Source organism: Priestia sp. BR_2 (assembly GCF_041954005.1).
GTDB classification, from domain to species: domain Bacteria; phylum Bacillota; class Bacilli; order Paenibacillales; family Paenibacillaceae; genus Paenibacillus_AQ; species Paenibacillus_AQ lautus_A.
The window spans coordinates 46089-66279 of sequence record NZ_JAVFHM010000282.1 but is presented as its reverse complement, the minus strand read 5'-3'; the positions used below and the strand labels follow the sequence as shown (position 1 = coordinate 66279).

The following is a 20191-nucleotide window of genomic DNA, read 5'->3' as shown; positions in this document are numbered from 1 at the left end:
GTCTCAACTTCCCTTTGGCATGATTCGCTCCGGTGAAAGCGTCTGGCTGACGGTCCCGATCTCCAGTCCCTTGGCCCGTATTCCGTCAATCATTCCTTTTAATGCTTGGGAAGAGGAGTCCGTTGGATGCATCAATATCAAAAATCCCGGCTCCACCTTCGACGTAATTTTCTGAACGACGGCATCCGGCGCCGGATGCTTCCAGTCGACCGTGTCAAGCGTCCACAGCACCGTCTTCAATCCTCTTGCATGCGCGATGGATACGGTCTGCTGATTGAAATCGCCGGAAGGCGGTGCAAACCACTTATTTACTACCCCCAGGCTTTCTTTAAGCAGATCCTGCGTCTTTGCGATTTCCATCTCCGCCCGTTCCCTGCTGAGACGGCTCATGTTCGGATGCGTAAAGGCATGATTCTCCACCTCATGGCCTCGTTTCACGATCTCGGCGGCCAGCTCCGGGTTTTTCTTCAGCCAGCTGCCATCCAGGAAGAACGTAGTTTTCACCTTCTCCGCATCGAGCGTATTCAGCATCGGCACCAGAAATTCATTCCCCCACGCCACGTTAATCATCATCGATACCATCGGCTTGTTGGGGTTCCCTCGATAGATCGGTTGTTCCCCCAGATCATCGAGCGTGACTTTAGCCGGTATCTGCCGGTAAACGTAGGGAATGGCATCGCCGGCTTTACGTTTCTTCGACGATGCTGCTTGATATGTAGCTTCGATATCGACTTCGAGTCCATTGTATCCGGGAATCGCTTTCCACACCGAGTCCACCCTGGCATCCACCGGCTCGATACGCGATTTAGCCGCAGCGGCTTCAATTTGACCCAATAAATCCAGATCCACTGCCGTCTCTGAACCACTGACGAGATGCGCCTCCGGTTTGTTCTCCAGCCCCGATACGTATTTCCAAGCCCCGCTGAACACAGCAACAGCCGACACCATTGCGGCACCGGTCAGCAGCACGGCCATCTTTTTTCCATTCATGGGCATATCCATCCTCCCTAGAGAAGCTTTGTCCCATTTTATGTGCGATCTGACGGAAATATGTACCGAAACATAAGGCCTTAAGCCGTGTAAGCCTGACCCGATGCTTATTCCGAAGCAAAGAACATAGGGAGTCCGGCGTCTGATGAGCAAAAAAGAGCCAGAATGATAGGTTCTGCCTCTTTTCCTTCTATCGATATGCGGTTAAACCTGCAAGCGCGAATTAAGATCCGCTCTTGCTGGCTTCGGTTGTCAACACGGCTTTGCGAGACAGGTTAATCCGTCCCTGCTGGTCGATTTCGGTAACCTTCACGGTAATGACGTCACCGATTGCAACCACGTCCTCTACCTTCGCTACGCGCTCAGTCGAGAGTTGGGAGATATGCACAAGCCCGTCTTTGTTAGGCAGGATTTCAACAAATGCACCGAATTTCTCAATCCGTTTTACAGTACCTGTATAGATTTCGCCAACAGCCACCTCACGCACGATGCCTTCGATAATCGAAAGAGCCTTCTTGTTCATCTCATCGTTGGACGATGCGATGAATACGCGGCCGTCTTGTTCGATATCGATCTTCACGCCGGTCTCTTCGATGATTTTGTTGATGATTTTGCCGCCGGCCCCGATAACATCGCGGATTTTATCCGGGTTGATCTGCATCGTAATGATCTTAGGCGCATATTGGGACAGCGTTTCTCTTGGCTTTTGAATGGCTTCCGCCATTTTTCCAAGGATGTGCATGCGTCCTTCTTTTGCCTGCTGCAGCGCTTCCTGCAAAATCGCGCGGTCGATGCCGTCGATCTTGATATCCATCTGAATGGCGGTAACCCCGTCAGGCGTACCTGCCACTTTGAAGTCCATGTCGCCGAGATGGTCTTCCATCCCTTGAATGTCCGTCAAGATGGAAACGTGGTCTCCGTCTTTAATCAAGCCCATCGCCACGCCGGCTACAGGCGCTTTGATCGGCACCCCTGCGTCCATCATGGCAAGCGTGCTTGCGCAAATGCTCGCTTGGGATGTCGAACCGTTCGATTCAATCACCTCGGACACGAGGCGAATCGTGTACGGGAAATCCACTTCATTCGGAATGACCTTCGACAATGCACGTTCACCCAGTGCACCGTGACCGATTTCACGACGGCCCGGAGCGCGAAGCGGACGCGCTTCCCCAACGCTGAACGGCGGGAAGTTATAATGGTGCATGAAGCGCTTGGTCTCTTCCAGATCGATTCCATCGAGAATTTGTACATCGCCTAGAGCACCTAGTGTACATACGCTAAGAGCCTGGGTTTGTCCACGCGTAAACAGACCGGAGCCATGCGTTCTAGGCAGCAGGCTGGTATCGCAATCGATAGGACGGATCTCGGACAGACCGCGGCCGTCCGGACGAACTTTATCGTGCGTGATCAAACGGCGAACTTCTTCTTTCACGATATCGTGAAGGACCTCTTTAACATCCTTCAACAACTCGGGTGTCTCGAGGTATTTCTCTTCGAACACGGTGTACGCTTCGTCGTTGATAGCGTCAATCGCATCTTGGCGAGCGTGTTTCTCCTCAATGCGAACGGCTTCAACAAGACGGGCTTCCGCAAATTCGCGCACTTCGCGATTCACGGTTTCATTGACCGCATGAAGCTTAACCGCCATTTTCTCTTTGCCGCAAGCTGCCACCAGCTCTTCGATCTTGGCTACGATTTTCTTGATTTCCTCATGCCCGAACATGATCGCTTCCAGCATGACTTCCTCAGGAACTTCGTTCGCTTCGGCCTCGACCATCATGATCGCATCTTTGGTGCCGGCGACGACCAGATAAATATCGCTTGCTTCCTGCTCCGCAATGTTCGGGTTCACGACAAAGTTGCCGTCAACGCGACCCACCGCGACGCCGCCGATCGGACCGTTAAAAGGCACGTCCGAGATGCTCAAGGCAGCGGAGGTACCGATCATGGCCGCAATTTCCGGCTCGCAATCCTGATCAACGCTCATCACCAAATTCAGAACTTGAACGTCATTCCGGAATCCTTCCGGAAACAGCGGACGAATCGGACGGTCTGTCAGACGGCTGGCAAGAATCGCCTTCTCGCTTGGTCTGCCTTCGCGTTTGATGAATCCACCCGGAATTTTACCGACTGCGTACAAGCGCTCCTCATAGTTGACCGTCAATGGAAAGAAATCCAGATCCTTCGGTTCACTGGAAGCCGTCACCGTACACAGGACTGCCGTTTCGCCGTAACGAACCATAACAGCCGCATTAGCCTGCTTCGCAAGGCGCCCTGTTTCGAACACCAGGGGTCTTCCGCCAAGCTGCATTTCAACACGTGTTTCCATGTAATCCCTCCTCATGGGGATAAATTTTTTTGAAATCCTAATCATCAGCATGTTTTTGCCAAACGCTGTCCACATTTCCTAACCAGAGTCATCGAAGCGGTCGAATATCACGAACCTATGTACAGGAACAACCTGAACCGTATAGAAAACATTCTCCGTATAGATTGCCCCGGTTATACCATGAAGTGAAAATTAGCGAACAGACCACGCCTACCATCTATCAAGAATCTATATTAAGATAACCCCACAAAGTGGAGTTTAGGCTATGAAGCGTACGCAGTACTTTGTGGGGAAGCTTTCGTAACGGTAAATTGTACAATACTTAGAAAAGAGCCCGGCTGTGCCGCTGTCGTTCCAAGAAGGACAGTGGACAACCAGGCTGTTTTCGGCACATCTTATGGATGATTAGCGACGCAATCCAAGCTTCTCGATCAAAGCACTGTAACGTTTAACATCCTTGTTTTTCAAGTATGCAAGCAACTTACGGCGTTGGCCGACCATTTTCAACAATCCGCGACGGGAATGATGATCCTTCTTGTGCGTACGCAAGTGGTCAGTCAAGTTCGTAATGTTTTCCGTTAGGATAGCGATTTGCACCTCTGGGGATCCTGTATCGGACTCATGAGTTTTGTGCTCGTCAATCAGTTGTTGTTTACGTTCTTGAGTCAATGCCATCCTGTTCACCTCCCTCATTATAATCGCCGTTGGCCCAGGTACCGACGGTGAGATCGAACATCCAAGCCAAGGTTAGAATTGCCCGATCCTCGGGCAACCTCTAAGAGTATAGCATACTTTACCTGAAAAAGAAAATCCGTTTGCGAACAATTTGTCCCAAAACGGTTTATTCGCTGACATTCAATATTTTGCGGGCCTCGACGGCATCCCGCTGAATCCATTCCACAAGCTCCTGAACCGATTCGAATTTATGCTCCTTGCGGATATATTGAACGATATCCACCGTCATGATCTGGTCGTACAGATCCCCTTCGAAATCAAACAGATGGACCTCGAAGATCGGTTCAGTAATCCCTTCGTGGAACGTCGGCTTCACGCCGACGTTCATGACGCCCGGTATCCAGTCGTAATGCTTATCCGTGCGGGCACGGACGGCATAGACGCCCAATGCAGGCGCCACGAATGGATCCGTCAACTCCAGGTTCGCGGTAGGGAAACCGATCTTTCTTCCCCGCTTCTCCCCGTGAACTACCGTACCCCGGATGTGGTAATTCCGTCCGAGCCAGCGGTTTGCGTCCGACAGCTGTCCAGTTTTCAAGGCAATCCGTATGGATGAACTTCCTACCTTCTCGCCGTCGACCAGGAATGGCGGTACCGTAACGACCGACATTTTGCCTTCCCCGAGTTCCTGAAGTTTAACTGCGTCTCCTGCGCCTTTATGGCCGAACCGGAAATCAAATCCGACTACCGCCGTTTGAAGATTCAAGGGAAAGAGCATTTCTTCAACAAACGCTTCCGGACTTACTTGGGAAAATTCTTTATTGAACTCGACGACGTACAGAATATCGATGCCCATCTGCTCGAGCAGCTGCTGCTTGTCAGGCTGGGGAGTCAGATAGCCTTCGTAGCTCCCCTTACCGATCACGTCCTTCGGGTGCGGATAAAAGGTAATGAGCGCGGCCGGCACTCCATTCTCCCGAGCAATGCTGACAGCGGTCGAAAGCACGCTGGCGTGTCCCAGGTGAAGACCGTCGAACTGGCCGATTGCCGCTACCTTGGGCTCGGCAGCTTCTCGTACGATGTCGGAAGATACAGGATAAGATAATGAAACAATCCTCATGATTTCTCACCTCCACTCACTAAATCCAGTCATGCTTAGGAAAATACTTTCACGGGAACGATAGCGCCCGTCTCTTCCTGACGCTTATAGATGCCCAGAAAGTTTTCCTTTATATCGTACAAACGGATAGGCTCCGAACTGTCGACGGCCGGTTCTACCGCCCTGGAGGACAAGCGTTGCCCCTTCAGCGCGGCCTCCGCCTTCTCTTCGGAAACCGTATGCTTTGCTAGATGATGAATCGCCTGATCCACCGGAATAAGCCGGGTTTGCAGCGTTTCATCCTTCATGAACTGCTCAATTTGCTCTAGGGTCAAGCACTGCGCCTCGGTGATTCCCGCCGATATCGTACGTACCAGCTTAACCATGACGGACGGCAGGCCGAGCTTCCTCCCGATATCCACACAAAGCGTGCGGATGTATGTACCTTTGGAGCACAGTACACGGAAAGAAATTTCCGTATACTCCCCATCCGCATCAAAGTCCGTCATCTCGATTTCATGAATCGTTACGGTACGGCTTTTGCGCTCCACCGTCTTGCCTTCTCTGGCAAGCTCGTACAATCGTTTGCCGTTGATTTTGACGGCGGAGTACATAGGAGGAACCTGAGAGATCTGGCCTGTAAAAGATTGCAGCGCTTCAAGCGCCTCGTCTCTGGTCACGCGTACTTCATCCGCAGTCTCCACCACATTCCCGGTAATATCCTCGGTATCGGTCGAGTATCCAAGGCGGAGGACCGCATGATACTCTTTAGGCAGCTCCTGCAGATATTCGACGACCCGCGTAGCTCTCCCCAAGCATAACGGAAGCACGCCCGTCACTTCAGGGTCCAGCGTCCCGGTATGTCCGATCCGCTTCAAACGAACCATTCCCCGAACTTTGGCTACCACATCGTGGGAGGTCCATCCGGCCGGTTTGTGAACGGCCAAGATGCCTTCTAATTGCGTCATAGCTTTAATCTCACCTGCTCTACTACTTTAGGGATGATGTCTTGAAGGGAGCCTTCCATGCTGCACCCTGCCGCCCGGACATGGCCGCCACCGCCAAAAATTTGGGCCAACGCGGCAACATCCACTTTGCCGGCTGAACGCAAACTCGCCTTGACCATTCCGGATCTCAGCGATTTGAACAGGATCCCGACTTCGACTCCCTGAATGTTTCGGGGATAATTGACGATCCCTTCAAGATCCTCGCTAACGGCACCGCATAGTTCCATATGCTCGGGGGTTACGTACACCCAGGCTATTTTACCGTCATCCGACAGACTCAACGTGTTTAACGCCTGAACCAACACCTTCATCTGCGGGAGCGTCATTTCCTCAAGCAGCGTTTCCGCAATTTCGGGGCCGTTCACGCCATAGGATAACAGATCGGAAGCCATGCTCATGACCTTGGGCGACGTATTGGAATAACGAAAACCGCCGGTATCCGTTAACAATCCGGTATAAATCGCAGTGGCGATTTCGGCATCCCAATCGATTTCAAACAAATTCAGCAAATCATAAAGGATTTCTGCGGTTGCAGCCGCCTCGGGCACAACCAGGTTAACGGCTCCGTAACGATCATTCGTTGGATGATGGTCAATATTAACGATGCTCGCATGATCGGCAAACACCTGCTGCGTATAACCTACTCTCGCAAAATCCGCGCAATCCACGCAAATGACGTTTGAAAACGTCCTTCCCGGCTGCTGTTCGGACAGATTGAGAATGTCTTCTGCATGCCACAGCTTTTTCATGCGCTTCGGGATAGGCCCTTCGTTGATCATCGTGAATTTCTTGCCCAGACATGAGAGAAGCCAGCCCACCGCAAGGGTGGAACTGACTGCATCTCCATCGGGCTGAACATGCGACACAACCAAATAATCATCGTGCTCCAGCAGAAACGACTTCACCTGCTGCAGCTCTTGTTCATAGGTCTGCATTCGCCCTCTCCTTTATAAACAAAAACTACTCTATTTCTCTTCGCGATCCACGATTTCAGTCAGCAGCTTCTCAATATGGCTGCCATAAGCAATGGATTCGTCGAATTTGAAGATCAGCTCCGGAACATGCCGGAGGCGAATCCGCTTGCCCAGTTCGGATCGGAGGAAGCCGCTTGCCTTCTCCAGCCCTTTCAAGGAAGCCGCCTTCTGCTCGTCGTCCCCGAGCACGCTCAGGTATACCTTCGCTTGGGACAGATCGTTAGTTACATCCACGCCGGTCACGGTAATAAAACCGATTCTCGGGTCTTTCAATTCCGTTTGGATCAGTTGGCTGAGCTCTTTTTTAATCTGCTCGCCTACGCGCCCAGTTCTGATTTTTGCCATGGTCTGATCACCTCATTCGTTAGCGCTCTACCGTCTCCATGATGAAGGCTTCGATTACGTCCCCTTCTTTGACGTCGCTATAGCCTACCAAGGTAATACCGCACTCGTAACCCTGTGCCACTTCTTTAGCGTCATCTTTAAAGCGCTTGAGGGAATCGATCTTGCCTTCATGAACGACAATGCCGTCACGGATCAAGCGAGCTTCTGCGTTACGCGTAATTTTACCGGATGTCACCATACATCCTGCAATCGTACCCACTTTGCTCACTTTAAAGGTGTTGCGGACTTCCGCATGACCGATCACGGATTCTTTATACTCCGGATCGAGCATCCCCTTCATAGCTTGCTCAATTTCCTCGATTACATTATATATTACACGGTGCAGACGGATATCAACCTTCTCCTGCTCGGCGGTTTGCTTCGCTTGAACGTCAGGACGAACGTTAAACCCGATTACGATCGCGTTAGAGGCAGCTGCCAAAATAATATCGGATTCGGTGATGGCACCGGCACCGCTATGGATAATCTTGACGCGCACGCCTTCCACTTCGATTTTGTTCAAGGAACCTTTCAGGGCCTCGACGGAACCTTGCACGTCACCTTTGATAATCACGTTAAGATCCTTGATTTCGCCGTCTTTAATGTGCTGGAAGAGATCATCCAGCGTCACCCGCGTATTCGTGTTCAATTCGGACTGACGATGGGTAATCGCACGCTTATCCGCGATATTACGCGCTTTACGCTCATCCTCGAACACCATGAACGGATCGCCGGCGCCCGGAACTTCAGTCAAACCGGTAATTTCGACCGGCGTAGATGGTCCGGCTTCTTTTAAACGACGGCCTTTATCGTTCACCATGGCGCGAATACGTCCAAAGCAGTTGCCGGCTACGAAGGCGTCGCCCACTTTCAACGTACCATGCTGAACGAGGATGCGGGCTACCGGTCCTCTGCCTTTATCAAGCTCAGCTTCAATCACGGTACCGCGCGCGCGTTTATCAGGGTTTGCTTTATATTCGTTCACTTCTGCTACCAGAAGGATCATTTCAAGCAAGTCTTCCAGACCCATCCGCTGTTTCGCCGAAACGTTAACGAAGATGGTATCTCCGCCCCACTCTTCAGGCACTAACTCATATTCCGTCAATTCTTGTTTGACTTTATCCGGGTTAGCGTCCGGCTTATCGATTTTGTTCACGGCAACGATGATCGGCAAACCTGCCGCTTTAGCATGGTTAATCGCTTCGACCGTCTGTGGCATCACGCCGTCGTCGGCCGCGACCACGATGATCGTCATATCCGTTACTTGCGCACCGCGGGCACGCATGGCCGTAAACGCTTCGTGACCCGGTGTATCCAGGAATGTAATCTTCTTGTTATTGATCTCGACTTGGTAAGCACCGATATGCTGCGTAATTCCGCCAGCTTCGCCACTAGATACGTTCGTGGAACGGATCGCATCCAGCAGCGTCGTTTTACCGTGGTCAACGTGACCCATAATCGTAACGACCGGTGGACGCTCTTTCAGTTCTTCCGGAGCATCGTTTTCTTCTACGGTCTCAAAACGATCTTCCTCTACCGGAATTTTCACTTCGACTTCTACACCGAATTCGCCAGCCAGCAATAGAATCGTATCGATATCCAGCTCCTGGTTGATGGTGGCCATCACGCCGAGGAAAATCAGCTTCTTGATGACTTCGGAAGCGTCCTTATGAAGCAGCTTCGCCGTTTCACCGACGGTCATGTTGCCACGGACGATAATTTTCTTCGGCGTGTTGTCGATTTTCTCACGAGGCGGCTGCTGATTATGTTGATTCCGGCCGCGGTTGTTCTTGCCACCGCGATTGTTTCCACGGAATCCTCCCTGACGGTTGTCATCAAAACGCTTGGAATCTGAACGATTGTTATTGTTGTTTCTGGAACCTCGGTTCTGGCCGTTGCTGTTATTGGATCCTGAGAATCCGCCTCCGGTTCCACCCGGCTTGCTCTGAGGACGCGCTCCGCCTTGGTTGTTGCCGCCCTGCGGACGCGATCCTCCTTGATTATTGCCTTGCGGACGCGATCCGCCCTGATTATTGCCTTGCGGACGCCCGCCGCCTTGACCTCCGCCTTGTGGACGGGATCCGGTCTGCGTGCTGCTGCCGCTCGGTCTGGAGCCTTGGCTGCGATTATTCTGCTGGCTTCCTTGTGCGGAGCCAGATTGGTTTCTTCGGGTATCCTGCCCTCCTTGGGGACGCTGGGAACCTGAAGCATGTTGTGTGTTTGAATTCGTTCTACTATTCATACCTACCTGCTTTTCCTGTTGTTTTTTGGGCTGGCTTTGACCTTGTTGTCCTGATACTCGTTGTCCTGAATGACGCATACCGTCCTGCCCATTACGGTTGCCGTCTGCACTCACGTTAGTGGAAGTGCCTTCTGTTTTAGCATTGGATACGGATGCGGCTGCATTCGCTCCGGAACCCGAAGGTTTGCGGTTCTCGGTTCGGGGAGCGTCGCCACTGTCCCGCTTGGCTGCCGCATTCGATTTGATATCTTTGAAGAACTGCTCTACCTTCGACACCGTATCGTTTTCCATTACGCTCATGTGGTTATTGACCGGAACGTTCAAACGCTTAAGGATCGTGATAATTTCTTTACTGCTCATGTTCAACGATTTAGCATATTCGTACACTCGAAGTTTATTGTCTTTGTTTTCCTGTTTACTCAATATACTCCACCTCCGACATTGTCTCCATTTTCTTGGAGATCATTTCTGCGAATCCTTGATCCGTAACTGCCAGCACAACCCGCTCGGGTTTACCTACACTTGTGCCCAGACTTTCCCGGTCAAATCCGATTACCAGAGGGATATTGTAAGAACCGCATTTGTCGCGGAACTTCTTTGTTGTATTATCTGAGGCGTCACCCGCCAGAATAACCAATTTTGCTTCAGAAGACCGGATGGCTTTGAGCACGATCTCATCTCCGGTAACCACCTTGCCTGCCCTCATGGCCAGGCCGAGCTGAGAAAGCGCCCTATTCATCATCGGCAGCACTCTCTTTTGCAGCCAGGAATTCATCCTCAACCTTGATGAAATCCTGTGCCAACTGTTCGTAGATCTCAGGCTTCACATGTTGTTTCAACGCTCGATCCAGTGCTTTATTTTTGTGTGCCAGCTTGAAGCAGGAAACCTTGCCGCATAGATACGCTCCCCGTCCCGACTTTTTGCCGGTGAGATCGATCAGGACAGCGTCATCGGGAGTCCTGACAATCCGGATGAGCTCTTTCTTCGGCATCATTTCCTGACACGCCACACATTTACGCAGCGGTATCTTTCTCTGTTTCAAGACGACAACCCCCCGTCATTTGGAATTAATCGACAGAGACGGAATCCTGGTGCATTTCACCTGATTGGGACTTCGGTCTGCCAAATTCCTGCTCCGCCTGACTTTCGCTCTTAATATCAATCTTCCAGCCGGTCAGCTTCGCCGCGAGACGAGCATTCTGGCCTTTGATCCCTATCGCCAGCGAGAGTTGGTAATCCGGAACGATTACGCGCGCCATCTTCTCATCTTCAAATACTTGGACTTCAAGCACTTTGGATGGGCTCAGCGCATTGGCCACGTATTCTTCGACCTGGTCGGAATAACGCACGATGTCGATTTTTTCGCCGCGAAGCTCATTGACAATCGTTTGTACGCGCAATCCCTTAGGCCCTACGCAAGAGCCGACCGGATCGACTTCATCGTTGCGGGAATACACCGCAATTTTGGAGCGGAATCCCGCTTCGCGCGCAACCGAGCGAATTTCCACGACGCCGTCGAAAATTTCCGGCACTTCCAGCTCGAACAGGCGCTTCAAAAGGCCCGGATGCGTACGGGACAGCATAATCTGCGGCCCTTTGGTTGTGTTCTCAACCTTCGTAATGTACGCTTTGATCCGGTCGCCATGCTTGAACTTCTCGTTGGGCATAAGCTCGGTAAGCGGCAGCGCCGCTTCGATCTTGCCAAGGTCGATATAGATGTTGCGCAAATCCTGACGCTGCAGCGTACCCGTAACGATATCGTCTTCCTTGTCAATAAAAGCGCTGTAGATCAGGCCGCGTTCGGCTTCTCTAATGCGCTGGGTAACAACCTGCTTTGCCGTTTGAGCGGCGATCCGTCCGAAATCACGCGGCGTAACCTCGATTTCCGCTATATCTTCGATCTGAAAATGCGGATTGATCTCACGTGCGGCATGCAGCGAAATTTCAGTGCGCGGATCCAGAACCTCGTCCACGATCAGCTTCCGTGCGAACACCTTGATAACACCCGTGTTGCGATTCATGTCTACCCGTACATTTTGCGCGGTGTTGAAATTGCGCTTGTAACTTGAGATCAGTGCCGCTTCAATGGCTTCAAACAGCACATCCTTGCTGATGCCCTTCTCTCTTTCCAACTCATTCATCGCTTCAATAAAATCCATACTCATTGAAAATCGGTTCCCCCTTTCAAAACTTCCGTTTAAAAAATGATGGCCAATCTGGCACTGGCTACTTTTGCATATGGAATCACGTGCTGCTTCTTCGCGGTCTGAATGACCAGCTCCTCGTTATCAAAGGATTCCAGCTTGCCTTCAAACTCCTTCAACCCGTTAATCGGCTCGTATACCGTAACAAACACGTTCTTGCCGACCGACTTCGCAACATCCTCTTTTTTCTTCAGGGGACGTTCCGCGCCAGGAGAAGAGACTTCAAGAAAATAAGCCGTCGGAATCGGATCGTTCTCGTCCAGCTTCTGGCTCAGGTGTTCACTGATTAAACCGCAATCGTCAATGTCAATGCCGCCGTCCTTATCAACAAACACGCGCAAGAACCAGTTGCTTCCTTCCTTAACGTATTCCACATCTACCAGTTCAAAGCCGTGTTCGTCCAAATACGGCTGCACCATTTCTTCCACAGTCGTTTTAATCTTTGATGTGCTCAAAGAACATAACCTCCAAGTTGATTTCCTATATACCAAAGAGTAAAGAGTGGGTTGCCCCACTCTTTACACAACGGTTTTATCTCCATGATTACCAAAAAAATTATAACATAGTCTGGTAATAGTGACAAGTATGACTCCTTGACTGTCAAGGCGTCACGGCCATGAAAGAATGACAAGAATCAGAACAATGACAACTGGTTGCTCTCCGGCAGACCGCGGAAGCATCCCATTTGGGTCAACAGCTCCACGGCGGTTTTGCTTGCCTTCGATTTTTGCTGGAAATCCTCGATGGAGAGGAATTCTCCGAATTCACGCGCGGCGGCAATATTGCGGGCAGCGTTATCGCCGATTCCCGCAAGCGCCGAGAACGGCGGAATGAGCGAGTCTCCATCCACCTTGAATTTCAAGGCGTCGGATTGATACAAATCGATGTTCTTGAATGAGAAGCCCCTTGCCGTCATTTCCAGCGCCATCTCCAGAATCGGCAGCATGCCTTTTTCCTTCGGGCTCGCCCCGAAGCCGAGCTGCTCGATCTCTTCAATCCGGCGATAGATCGCCTCATAGCCCTGACAGCATAATTCGATATCAAAATCCTCGGCGCGGACCGAGAAGTAGGTTGCGTAATATTCAATCGGATAATACAGCTTGAAGTAAGCCGTTCGCACCGCTGAAATAACATATGCGGCGGCGTGGGCTTTCGGGAACATGTACTGGATTTTGAGACAGGAATCAATGTACCACTGCGGCACTTTGCATTTCTTCATCTCGTCGATCCATTCCTGGGACAACCCCCGGCCTTTACGCACGCTTTCCGTAATCTTAAACGCGAGGCTCGCGTCCATGCCGGCCTTGTAAATCAGGAACAGCATGATGTCATCGCGGCAACCGATAACGGTTTTGATGTTGCAGGTTCCATTCTTGATGAGCTCTTGTGCGTTGCCGAGCCATACGCCGGTTCCATGTGAAAGTCCCGAGATTTGCAAAAGGTCAGCAAAACTCGACGGCTGCGACTCCACCAGCATCTGGCGCACGAACTTGGTCCCCATCTCCGGCACGCCGAAGGTGGCCACCGGCGAGCGTATTTGCTCCGGCTTCACGCCCAGCGCCTCCGTTGAATTGAACATGCTCATCACTTTCGGATCGTTCATCGGGATGGTCGTTGGGTCCACTCCGGTCAAATCCTGGAGCATTCTCATCATCGTCGGATCATCGTGTCCGAGAATATCCAGCTTGAGCAAATTCGCTTCAAAGGCATGGTAATCGAAATGCGTCGTTTTCCACTCCGCGTTGACGTCATCGGCAGGGTACTGCACAGGCGTTATCTCTTCAACCTCGATGTAGTCCGGCACAACGACAATACCGCCGGGATGCTGGCCCGTGCTTCGCTTGACGCCGGTACAGCCTGACGCCAGCCGGTTTAATTCCGCGCCGCGCCAGCGCTTGTTGTTGTGCTCCTCGTATTTCTTGGCAAAGCCGAACGCCGTCTTCTCCGCCACGGTGCCGATGGTACCGGCACGGAATACGTTCTTCTCGCCGAACATCTCCTTGGTGAAATTATGGGCATGCGGTTGATATTCGCCGGAGAAGTTCAAATCGATATCGGGAACCTTATCCCCTTTGAAGCCCAGGAAGGTTTCGAACGGGATATCCTGTCCTTCGCCCTTCATCATGTTTCCGCATTCCGGACAAGCCTTGTCCGGCAAGTCGAATCCGCTCGGCACGCTGCCGTCCAGGAACCATTCGCTGTGCTTGCAGTCACTGTTCAAGCAAATGTAATGCGCTGGCAGCGGGTTAACCTCGGATATGCCGAGGAACGTCGCAACGACGGAGGAGCCAACGGAACCCCGGGAACCAACCAAATAGCCGTCCCGATTCGATTTTTTCACCAGCTTCTCGGAAATCAGATAGTTCGCGGAGAAGCCGTATCTAATAATCGGCTCCAGCTCTTTCTCCAACCGGGCCACAACGACCTCGGGCAGGTTCTCCCCATAGATCGACTTGGCCGTGTCGTAGCAGGTGTTGCGAATTTCTTCGTCGGCTCCCTCCAGGATCGGCGTAAACAGCTTATCCGGGAACAGTTCCAAATCTTCAAAACGGTCGGCCAATTCGCTTGTGTTCGTCACCACGACTTCATAGCATTTGTCCTGACCCAAAAACTCGAACTCTTGCAGCATCTCTTCCGTCGTCCGAAAATGCGCGTCTGGCTTGCGCATATCCTTGAGCGGGCTGAAGCCGGTAATGCCATGGATGGTAATGTCCCGGAACAGCTTGTCCCGCGGTTCCAGATAGTGCACATTCCCTGTAGCAATGACCGGTTTGTTCAGCTTTTCGCCGATGCGCACGACTTTGGAAATCGCGGTTTTGATCTCTTCGGGGCTGCCTACCAGGCCTTTGTCCACCAAATGCATATACATCGTCAACGGCTGGATTTCCAAAACGTCGTAAAAGCCTGCAATCTCTTCGGCTTCCTCCTCCGTCTTGTTCAGCACCGTTTCGAAGAACTCCCCTTTTTCGCAGCCGGACAGCACCAGGAGTCCGTCCCGCATCTCTTGGAGCTTGGATTTCGGGATGCAGGGCACCCGCTTGAAATATTCGGTATGCGACATGGAGACCAGTTTGTACAGATTCTTCTTGCCCGTCATGTTCAAAGCGTAAATCCCGCAATGGAACGGACGGGTATTGGACAGGTCCATGCCCACGTAATCATTAAGACGGTCCAGCATCTTCACGCCTTTGGTTTTGTCTACGTCGCTGAGGAGCCCGTTCAGGATTCCCGCCAGCGCAATTGTATCGTCGATCGCGCGGTGATGGCTTTCCAGCAGCACCTTGTACTTATCCGCCAATGTGTTAAGGCGGTGATTCTTAAGTCCCGGATGCACCAGTCGGGCCAGCTCCAGCGTATCCAAATACGGATTCTCCAGCGTGTCCATGCCTGCATTCTTGAGTGCTGCCTGAATGAACCCCATGTCAAACCGCGCGTTGTGAGCCACGAGCACGCCATCGCCGACGAATTCAACAAATTCCTTCAGTACCGGCTCCAGTTCAGGAGCATCCTTGACCATATCGTCATTGATGTTCGTCAATTGCTGGATATGATACGGAATTCGCTCGTGCGGATTAACAAACGTGGCGTACCTGCCAATCTCCTTGCCTTCGTGCATCTTCACGGCTGCAAGCTCGATGATCTTGTTCGCGGTGATGGACAAACCCGTGGTTTCAATATCGAATACCACGTAAGTCGCGCTGCTCAGCTCAATCGGCTGTGCCTGTTCCACGATGTTAACGGCATCATTCACGACATTGGCCTCGATGCCGTACATCATTTTGATTCCATGTTTCTTGGCGTTCTTGGCTGCGTCAGGATAACACTGCACGCCGCCGTGATCACTTACGGCAATCGCTTTATGTCCCCAGGCGGCCGCGGTTTTGATGTACCGGTCGATCGGCGTGACCGCATCCATCGTGCTCATAGTGGTATGGAGATGGAATTCCACCCGCTTCTCGGCAGCGTTATCCTTGCGGGAAGGGGGCGCCTTGACTTCATTGAGGTCGGACGGGATCATGACCAGCTCCGGCACCTGCATAAACCGGTCATATTCCACGCGTCCGCGTGCCTTCACCCATTTGCCGTTCTCAAGAAGGCTCAGGACCTTCAAGTCATCCTTCGTTTTGCCAAACATCTTCATCTGCAAGGAATCGCTGAAATCGGTTAAGTTGAAGGTAAACAGCGTGCTGCCGTTTCGGAGCTCCTTGCGGTCCAACCCGAAAATGGTACCCTGGATCGTAATTTTCTTCTCTTCGTCCTGGATCTCCTGGATCGAAACCGGCTGATCCTTGATATCATATCCGACCTGCAGCCGAATCTCGCCTTCTTCCTCGTCCTCGGCATCCAGCTCCGCTTCCATGCTGCTCATGATCTGTTCGATAACCTCGCGCTCTTCCTCGCGCTTCCTCTGCTCGAACTCCTCGTAAGCGGCCTGGCCGTTATCGCCGACCTGCATCTTCACGCGCAGTGTCAGATCGAAGTACTGCCCGAAGAATCGGGTTATGGCGGTATCGATCTGTTTCTTGCGGGCAAGTTCAAGCGACATGCCATCCGACATGGAGAGAAGGACCTGCCCGTCTTCCACCTCGTGTTTCGCCCTAGTCATCCAGCCATTGACCGATGGAATCTCCCGGTGTGCCCACTCCAGAAACAAGCCCCAATACTCCTGCACGATATCGGCCTCCGGAACGCCGCTTCCATACCGGAACACAAATTTGATCTTAGCGATATGTCCCATCTTCTCCTGAATCCTCAGGCAAAATGTGCGATAAACTTCGGCCGGGACCAAGGTCTCCTTCTGAACGGTTATCCTCCAGTCCTTGCTGTTCCTGCTGGTCTCTACTTGTTCAATCACACCGTCTAAAAAATAGGGTTCCACCAGATTGGCCGGAACTTCTCCCTGCTTGATCAGCAGTTCAAATCGCTTCCTTTTATCTTCAGTCGTGCCCATGGTTCCCTCCCCCTGCATAACATAAAGCTGTAAAAAAAACTTCTATCGACCTACATCCACAGAAGACAGACCGCGTTTAGCGGATAAAAAACAGAATAAAGCTTCCGCCGGCAGCACTCCATCGTCCTGCCCCGAGAAAGAGAGCGTCCGTCATACTGCCATCCGGAAGCTTACTCCAGATGATGAATCCCCGACGCGGACGAAAAATTGCCCTTCGTGATGCAAGTCGGAAACTCATAATATCGAATTCCTAGTACGCTCTCGCGAACAGCACCGTATGCTTCGCATCCTCGCCGCATACGAGACACTTCGTTTTGTTCTCGGCCGGTTCAAACGGAATGTTTCTGCTCGTCGCGCCGGTTTCTTGCTTCACGGTGTCTTCGCAAGCCTCCGAACCGCACCATCCTGCCAAAGTAAACCCGCGCTTGTCCTCCATGCTGTCCTTCATTTCATCCAGCGTCTCCACGGAATAGAAATGATCCTCGCGGAACTGCTTTGCACGATCGAACATTTCCTGATGCACCTGCTCCAGCATGCTCTGCACTTCCTGGATCAGGTTGGCCTGCTCCACAACCTTCTTCTCGCCCGTAATGCGGGAAACGAGCACGCAGACGCCATTCTCCATATCACGAGGCCCGATCTCCAGACGAACCGGAACGCCGCGCATTTCGTACTCATTGAATTTCCAGCCTGGACGCACATCCGGATTGTCGTCCACCCGTACGCGGATCCCGGCGGATTTCAGTTCACGGAACAGCTCGTCCGTACGGCCCACGACGGCGTCTCTCGTCTTCGGAGGCCCGATTGGAATCATGATTACTTGAGTCGGCGCAACTTTTGGAGGAAGCACCAAGCCCCGGTCGTCCCCATGGACCATGATCAAGGAGCCGATAAGACGCGTGCTGACTCCCCAGGAAGTCGTATGTGCGTATTCCAGCGTATTTTCACGGTTCAAATATTGAATATCGAAAGCTTGCGAGAAATTGGTACCCATGTAGTGTGATGTGCCTGCTTGTACAGCCCGACCGTCTTTCATCATCGCTTCGATGGAGAACGTGTCCACGGCACCCGCGAATTTCTCCGAAGGCGTCTTCTGCCCCTTGATCACCGGAATCGCGAGATAGTCCTCTACGAATTGCTGATAGATATCGAGCATTTGCATGGTTTCCCCTCTTGCTTCCGCTTCCGTTTCATGAGCGGTATGCCCCTCTTGCCATAAAAACTCGCTGGTGCGGAGGAACGGCAGCGTGCGTTTCTCCCAGCGCACCACGTTGGCCCACTGATTGATCAGCACAGGAAGATCACGATAGGATTGAATCCATTTGGAATACATGTGCCCGAACATCGTTTCGGAAGTCGGACGAATAGCCAGACGCTCTTCAAGCTTCTCGCCCGCCGCTTCGGTCACCCAAGGCAGCTCTGGATTGAAACCTTCCACATGCTCCTTCTCTTTCTGGAAAAAGCTCTCCGGAATGAACAACGGGAAATAAGCGTTCCGATGTCCCGTTGCCTTAAAGCGCCGATCCAGCTCCGCCTGGATATGCTCCCAAATTTCATAACCGTCCGGTTTAAAGACGATGCAGCCCCGGACTGGGGAATAATCCATCAAGTCCGCTTTTTTGATGACATCAATGTACCAGCGCGAGAAATCTTCTCCTTGCGGCGTGATCTCCGTCACGAATTGTTTATCCTTCGATTCCTTAGACATATAAATCGTGTTCCTCCCATTAATAAAACGCGTGGTCTAAGCCGTTCATTCAGGCGGCTTGACTGGACGTTATTGGCGATATGTGTGAACGGGCCGCGGCTATAAAACCCGCCCTGTGTTATAGAACTCCATGCTGGATATCGTTATGCGTGAAACTCTGCTAACAATAGAAAAAGGTACGGCTTTCGTCGCGGCTGGCGCACCGAGCCGTACCTTAAGGTCTATCCGTTGATCAAACGCAAAATATCGTTATAGGTGACGGCAATCATTAATAGGAACAGCATCGCAAACCCGATAAAGTGAACCATGCCTTCCCTGTTCGGGTCAACCGGCTTGCCCCGTAATGCCTCGATCCCCAAGAATACGAGCCGGCTTCCATCCAGCGCCGGAATCGGCAGCAGGTTGAATATGCCCAGGTACAAGCTTAGAATGGCCGCCCAATAGGTCAGCTGTTCGATACCCTGTTTGGCGATTTGACCCGTGACCTCAAAGGTGCGCACAGGACCGCCTAAATCATCCATGGAAAACTTCTGAATCAACTGTCTGAAGCCCTGGAAAATAATATTGGTGGTGTCAACCATCGCCGTCCCGGAGCCGGTAATCGTCTCTCCAAGCCCTGCGGATCGGGTAGGAAGCTCAGGAACGATCCCGACCTTGCCGCCTTCCTGGCCCTCCATGGTCCGAGGCGTCAACGTCAAATCGAAAGATTCCTCTCCTCGACGTACGGTCCATTCCATCGGCTTGTCCTTGGAGGCCGCAATCAATTCGATCATCTTCTGATAATCGGCCCCAATCGCCGTTCCGTTGATGCTCTCGATGATGTCGCCCTCTTTCAGATTGGCTTCGTCTGCTGGCATGCCTTTCGTAATCTCGCCTATCTGTACGTAGGTTGGATTCTCGACCGGTATACCGGCCATCTGAATGTGAAGGGCAAACAGCACGAAGGCCAAAATAAAGTTCATGACAGGGCCGGCAAATATCGCAAGCGCTCTTTGGCCGACGGTCTTGCTGCCGAACTGGCGGTCTCTCGGTGCGATCTGCGTCTCGACACCTTTAGCTACCGTTAATGCTTGCGGATGGATCTCGTACTGCTGAAATTCACCATCCACATCAAGCCTCACCGACAAACGGTCCACCATGTCGATAAACTGGACTTCGCCGCGAATGACATTTTTACGGTTGTCGAGTTGATCCAGATAAATCTTTTTCACTTGATTCTCTGCATTCACTCGAACCGCAATCGTCTGACCGGGCTGAATCTCGACAAGTTCCGGATCTTCTCCGGCCATGCGGGCATATCCGCCGAACGGGAGAAGACGAAGCGTGAACTGCGTTTCATGGCGTTTATATGAGAACAGCTTAGGACCAAATCCAATCGCGAACTCGCGTACCAAGATTCCGGCACGCCGGGCAAAATAATAGTGACCCCATTCGTGCACGGTAACGATCACAAAAAACATGAGCACCGTTAAAAAAACGACCCGAACCATTTCCAATTCTTTACATCCCCCTTTTCCTCTGAGAACGCAGTATGTCCCTATAGATTATCATTATTCTCCTGTCGTCCACAAGAGAATCACAAGCTGTCCGCTTTTTTTCAAGGGAGATTTCAAAAACACTTCAAAAC

The 20191-nt window shown here is 51.8% G+C and carries 15 protein-coding genes; all 15 read right to left on the bottom strand.

Annotated elements, in window-relative coordinates; all coding sequences use genetic code 11:
- Window positions 1-3: 3 nt before the first annotated feature.
- The 15 genes from RB298_RS22210 to rseP all read right to left on the bottom strand — a co-directional run bounded on the left by RB298_RS22210 (window position 4) and on the right by rseP (window position 20054).
- The gene (locus RB298_RS22210) at window positions 4-996 is read right to left on the bottom strand and encodes a polysaccharide deacetylase family protein (protein ID WP_015736298.1); all 993 of its coding nucleotides are present in this window, start codon (window positions 994-996) and stop codon (window positions 4-6) included.
- Between the two features lie 217 nt (window positions 997-1213).
- Window positions 1214-3319 (bottom strand): polyribonucleotide nucleotidyltransferase, encoded by a 2106-nt coding sequence (gene pnp / locus RB298_RS22205; protein WP_192571289.1) that lies wholly within the window; start codon window positions 3317-3319, stop codon window positions 1214-1216.
- A gap of 405 nt (window positions 3320-3724) precedes the next feature.
- Window positions 3725-3994, bottom strand: coding sequence for a 30S ribosomal protein S15 (gene rpsO / locus RB298_RS22200; RefSeq protein WP_006211281.1), 270 nt, complete (start codon window positions 3992-3994; stop codon window positions 3725-3727).
- A gap of 166 nt (window positions 3995-4160) precedes the next feature.
- Entirely contained in the window at window positions 4161-5114 is a 954-nt protein-coding gene (locus tag RB298_RS22195) for a bifunctional riboflavin kinase/FAD synthetase (protein ID WP_096774498.1), read from the bottom strand.
- 35 nt (window positions 5115-5149) lie between these two features.
- Window positions 5150-6061 (bottom strand): tRNA pseudouridine(55) synthase TruB, encoded by a 912-nt coding sequence (truB, locus tag RB298_RS22190; protein WP_213579185.1) that lies wholly within the window; start codon window positions 6059-6061, stop codon window positions 5150-5152.
- Window positions 6058-7035, bottom strand: coding sequence for a DHH family phosphoesterase (locus RB298_RS22185; RefSeq protein ID WP_096774500.1), 978 nt, complete (start codon window positions 7033-7035; stop codon window positions 6058-6060). Before RB298_RS22185 ends, truB begins: the two co-directional genes overlap by 4 nt.
- A 30-nt stretch (window positions 7036-7065) precedes the next feature.
- Window positions 7066-7419 carry a 30S ribosome-binding factor RbfA gene (gene rbfA / locus RB298_RS22180; protein ID WP_090908225.1) on the bottom strand — a complete coding sequence of 118 codons (354 nt, stop codon included), beginning with the start codon at window positions 7417-7419 and terminating at the stop codon, window positions 7066-7068.
- A 19-nt stretch (window positions 7420-7438) separates the two neighbouring features.
- Window positions 7439-10123 carry a translation initiation factor IF-2 gene (gene infB, locus RB298_RS22175; RefSeq protein ID WP_192571287.1) on the bottom strand — a complete coding sequence of 895 codons (2685 nt, stop codon included), beginning with the start codon at window positions 10121-10123 and terminating at the stop codon, window positions 7439-7441.
- On the bottom strand, window positions 10116-10439 hold the full coding sequence (locus tag RB298_RS22170; protein WP_175320809.1) for a YlxQ family RNA-binding protein: 324 nt from the start codon (window positions 10437-10439) through the stop codon (window positions 10116-10118). The genes infB and RB298_RS22170 overlap by 8 nt, the downstream gene beginning before the upstream one ends.
- Window positions 10432-10743 carry an RNase P modulator RnpM gene (rnpM, locus tag RB298_RS22165; protein WP_009594698.1) on the bottom strand — a complete coding sequence of 104 codons (312 nt, stop codon included), beginning with the start codon at window positions 10741-10743 and terminating at the stop codon, window positions 10432-10434. Before rnpM ends, RB298_RS22170 begins: the two co-directional genes overlap by 8 nt.
- Before the next feature lie 25 nt (window positions 10744-10768).
- A complete protein-coding gene (gene nusA / locus RB298_RS22160; protein WP_009594773.1) occupies window positions 10769-11866 on the bottom strand; it encodes a transcription termination factor NusA in 1098 nt (365 codons plus the stop codon).
- Between the two features lie 32 nt (window positions 11867-11898).
- Window positions 11899-12360, bottom strand: a complete 462-nt coding sequence (gene rimP / locus RB298_RS22155; protein WP_009594781.1) for a ribosome maturation factor RimP — start codon at window positions 12358-12360, stop codon at window positions 11899-11901.
- Window positions 12361-12539: 179 nt separating this feature from the next.
- Entirely contained in the window at window positions 12540-16856 is a 4317-nt protein-coding gene (locus RB298_RS22150; protein WP_096774502.1) for a PolC-type DNA polymerase III, read from the bottom strand.
- 250 nt (window positions 16857-17106) lie between these two features.
- Window positions 17107-18564, bottom strand: a complete 1458-nt coding sequence (proS, locus tag RB298_RS22145) for a proline--tRNA ligase (RefSeq protein WP_009594764.1) — start codon at window positions 18562-18564, stop codon at window positions 17107-17109.
- A gap of 221 nt (window positions 18565-18785) precedes the next feature.
- Window positions 18786-20054 (bottom strand): RIP metalloprotease RseP, encoded by a 1269-nt coding sequence (gene rseP, locus RB298_RS22140; protein ID WP_374705884.1) that lies wholly within the window; start codon window positions 20052-20054, stop codon window positions 18786-18788.
- Between the last annotated feature and the right edge of the window lie 137 nt (window positions 20055-20191).

Bases quoted from the DNA above. Each gene is read 5' to 3' on its own strand.
- pnp (WP_192571289.1), bottom strand. From the start codon at position 3,319: ATGGAAACACGTGTTGAAATGCAGCTTGGCGGAAGACCCCTGGTGTTC.
- proS (WP_009594764.1), bottom strand. From the start codon at position 18,564: ATGTCTAAGGAATCGAAGGATAAACAATTCGTGACGGAGATCACGCCG.
- RB298_RS22195 (WP_096774498.1), bottom strand. From the start codon at position 5,114: ATGAGGATTGTTTCATTATCTTATCCTGTATCTTCCGACATCGTACGA.
- RB298_RS22185 (WP_096774500.1), bottom strand. From the start codon at position 7,035: ATGCAGACCTATGAACAAGAGCTGCAGCAGGTGAAGTCGTTTCTGCTG.
- truB (WP_213579185.1), bottom strand. From the start codon at position 6,061: ATGACGCAATTAGAAGGCATCTTGGCCGTTCACAAACCGGCCGGATGG.
- RB298_RS22170 (WP_175320809.1), bottom strand. From the start codon at position 10,439: ATGAATAGGGCGCTTTCTCAGCTCGGCCTGGCCATGAGGGCAGGCAAG.
- rpsO (WP_006211281.1), bottom strand. From the start codon at position 3,994: ATGGCATTGACTCAAGAACGTAAACAACAACTGATTGACGAGCACAAA.
- nusA (WP_009594773.1), bottom strand. From the start codon at position 11,866: ATGAGTATGGATTTTATTGAAGCGATGAATGAGTTGGAAAGAGAGAAG.
- rbfA (WP_090908225.1), bottom strand. From the start codon at position 7,419: ATGGCAAAAATCAGAACTGGGCGCGTAGGCGAGCAGATTAAAAAAGAG.
- rseP (WP_374705884.1), bottom strand. From the start codon at position 20,054: ATGGTTCGGGTCGTTTTTTTAACGGTGCTCATGTTTTTTGTGATCGTT.
- RB298_RS22150 (WP_096774502.1), bottom strand. From the start codon at position 16,856: ATGGGCACGACTGAAGATAAAAGGAAGCGATTTGAACTGCTGATCAAG.
- RB298_RS22210 (WP_015736298.1), bottom strand. From the start codon at position 996: ATGCCCATGAATGGAAAAAAGATGGCCGTGCTGCTGACCGGTGCCGCA.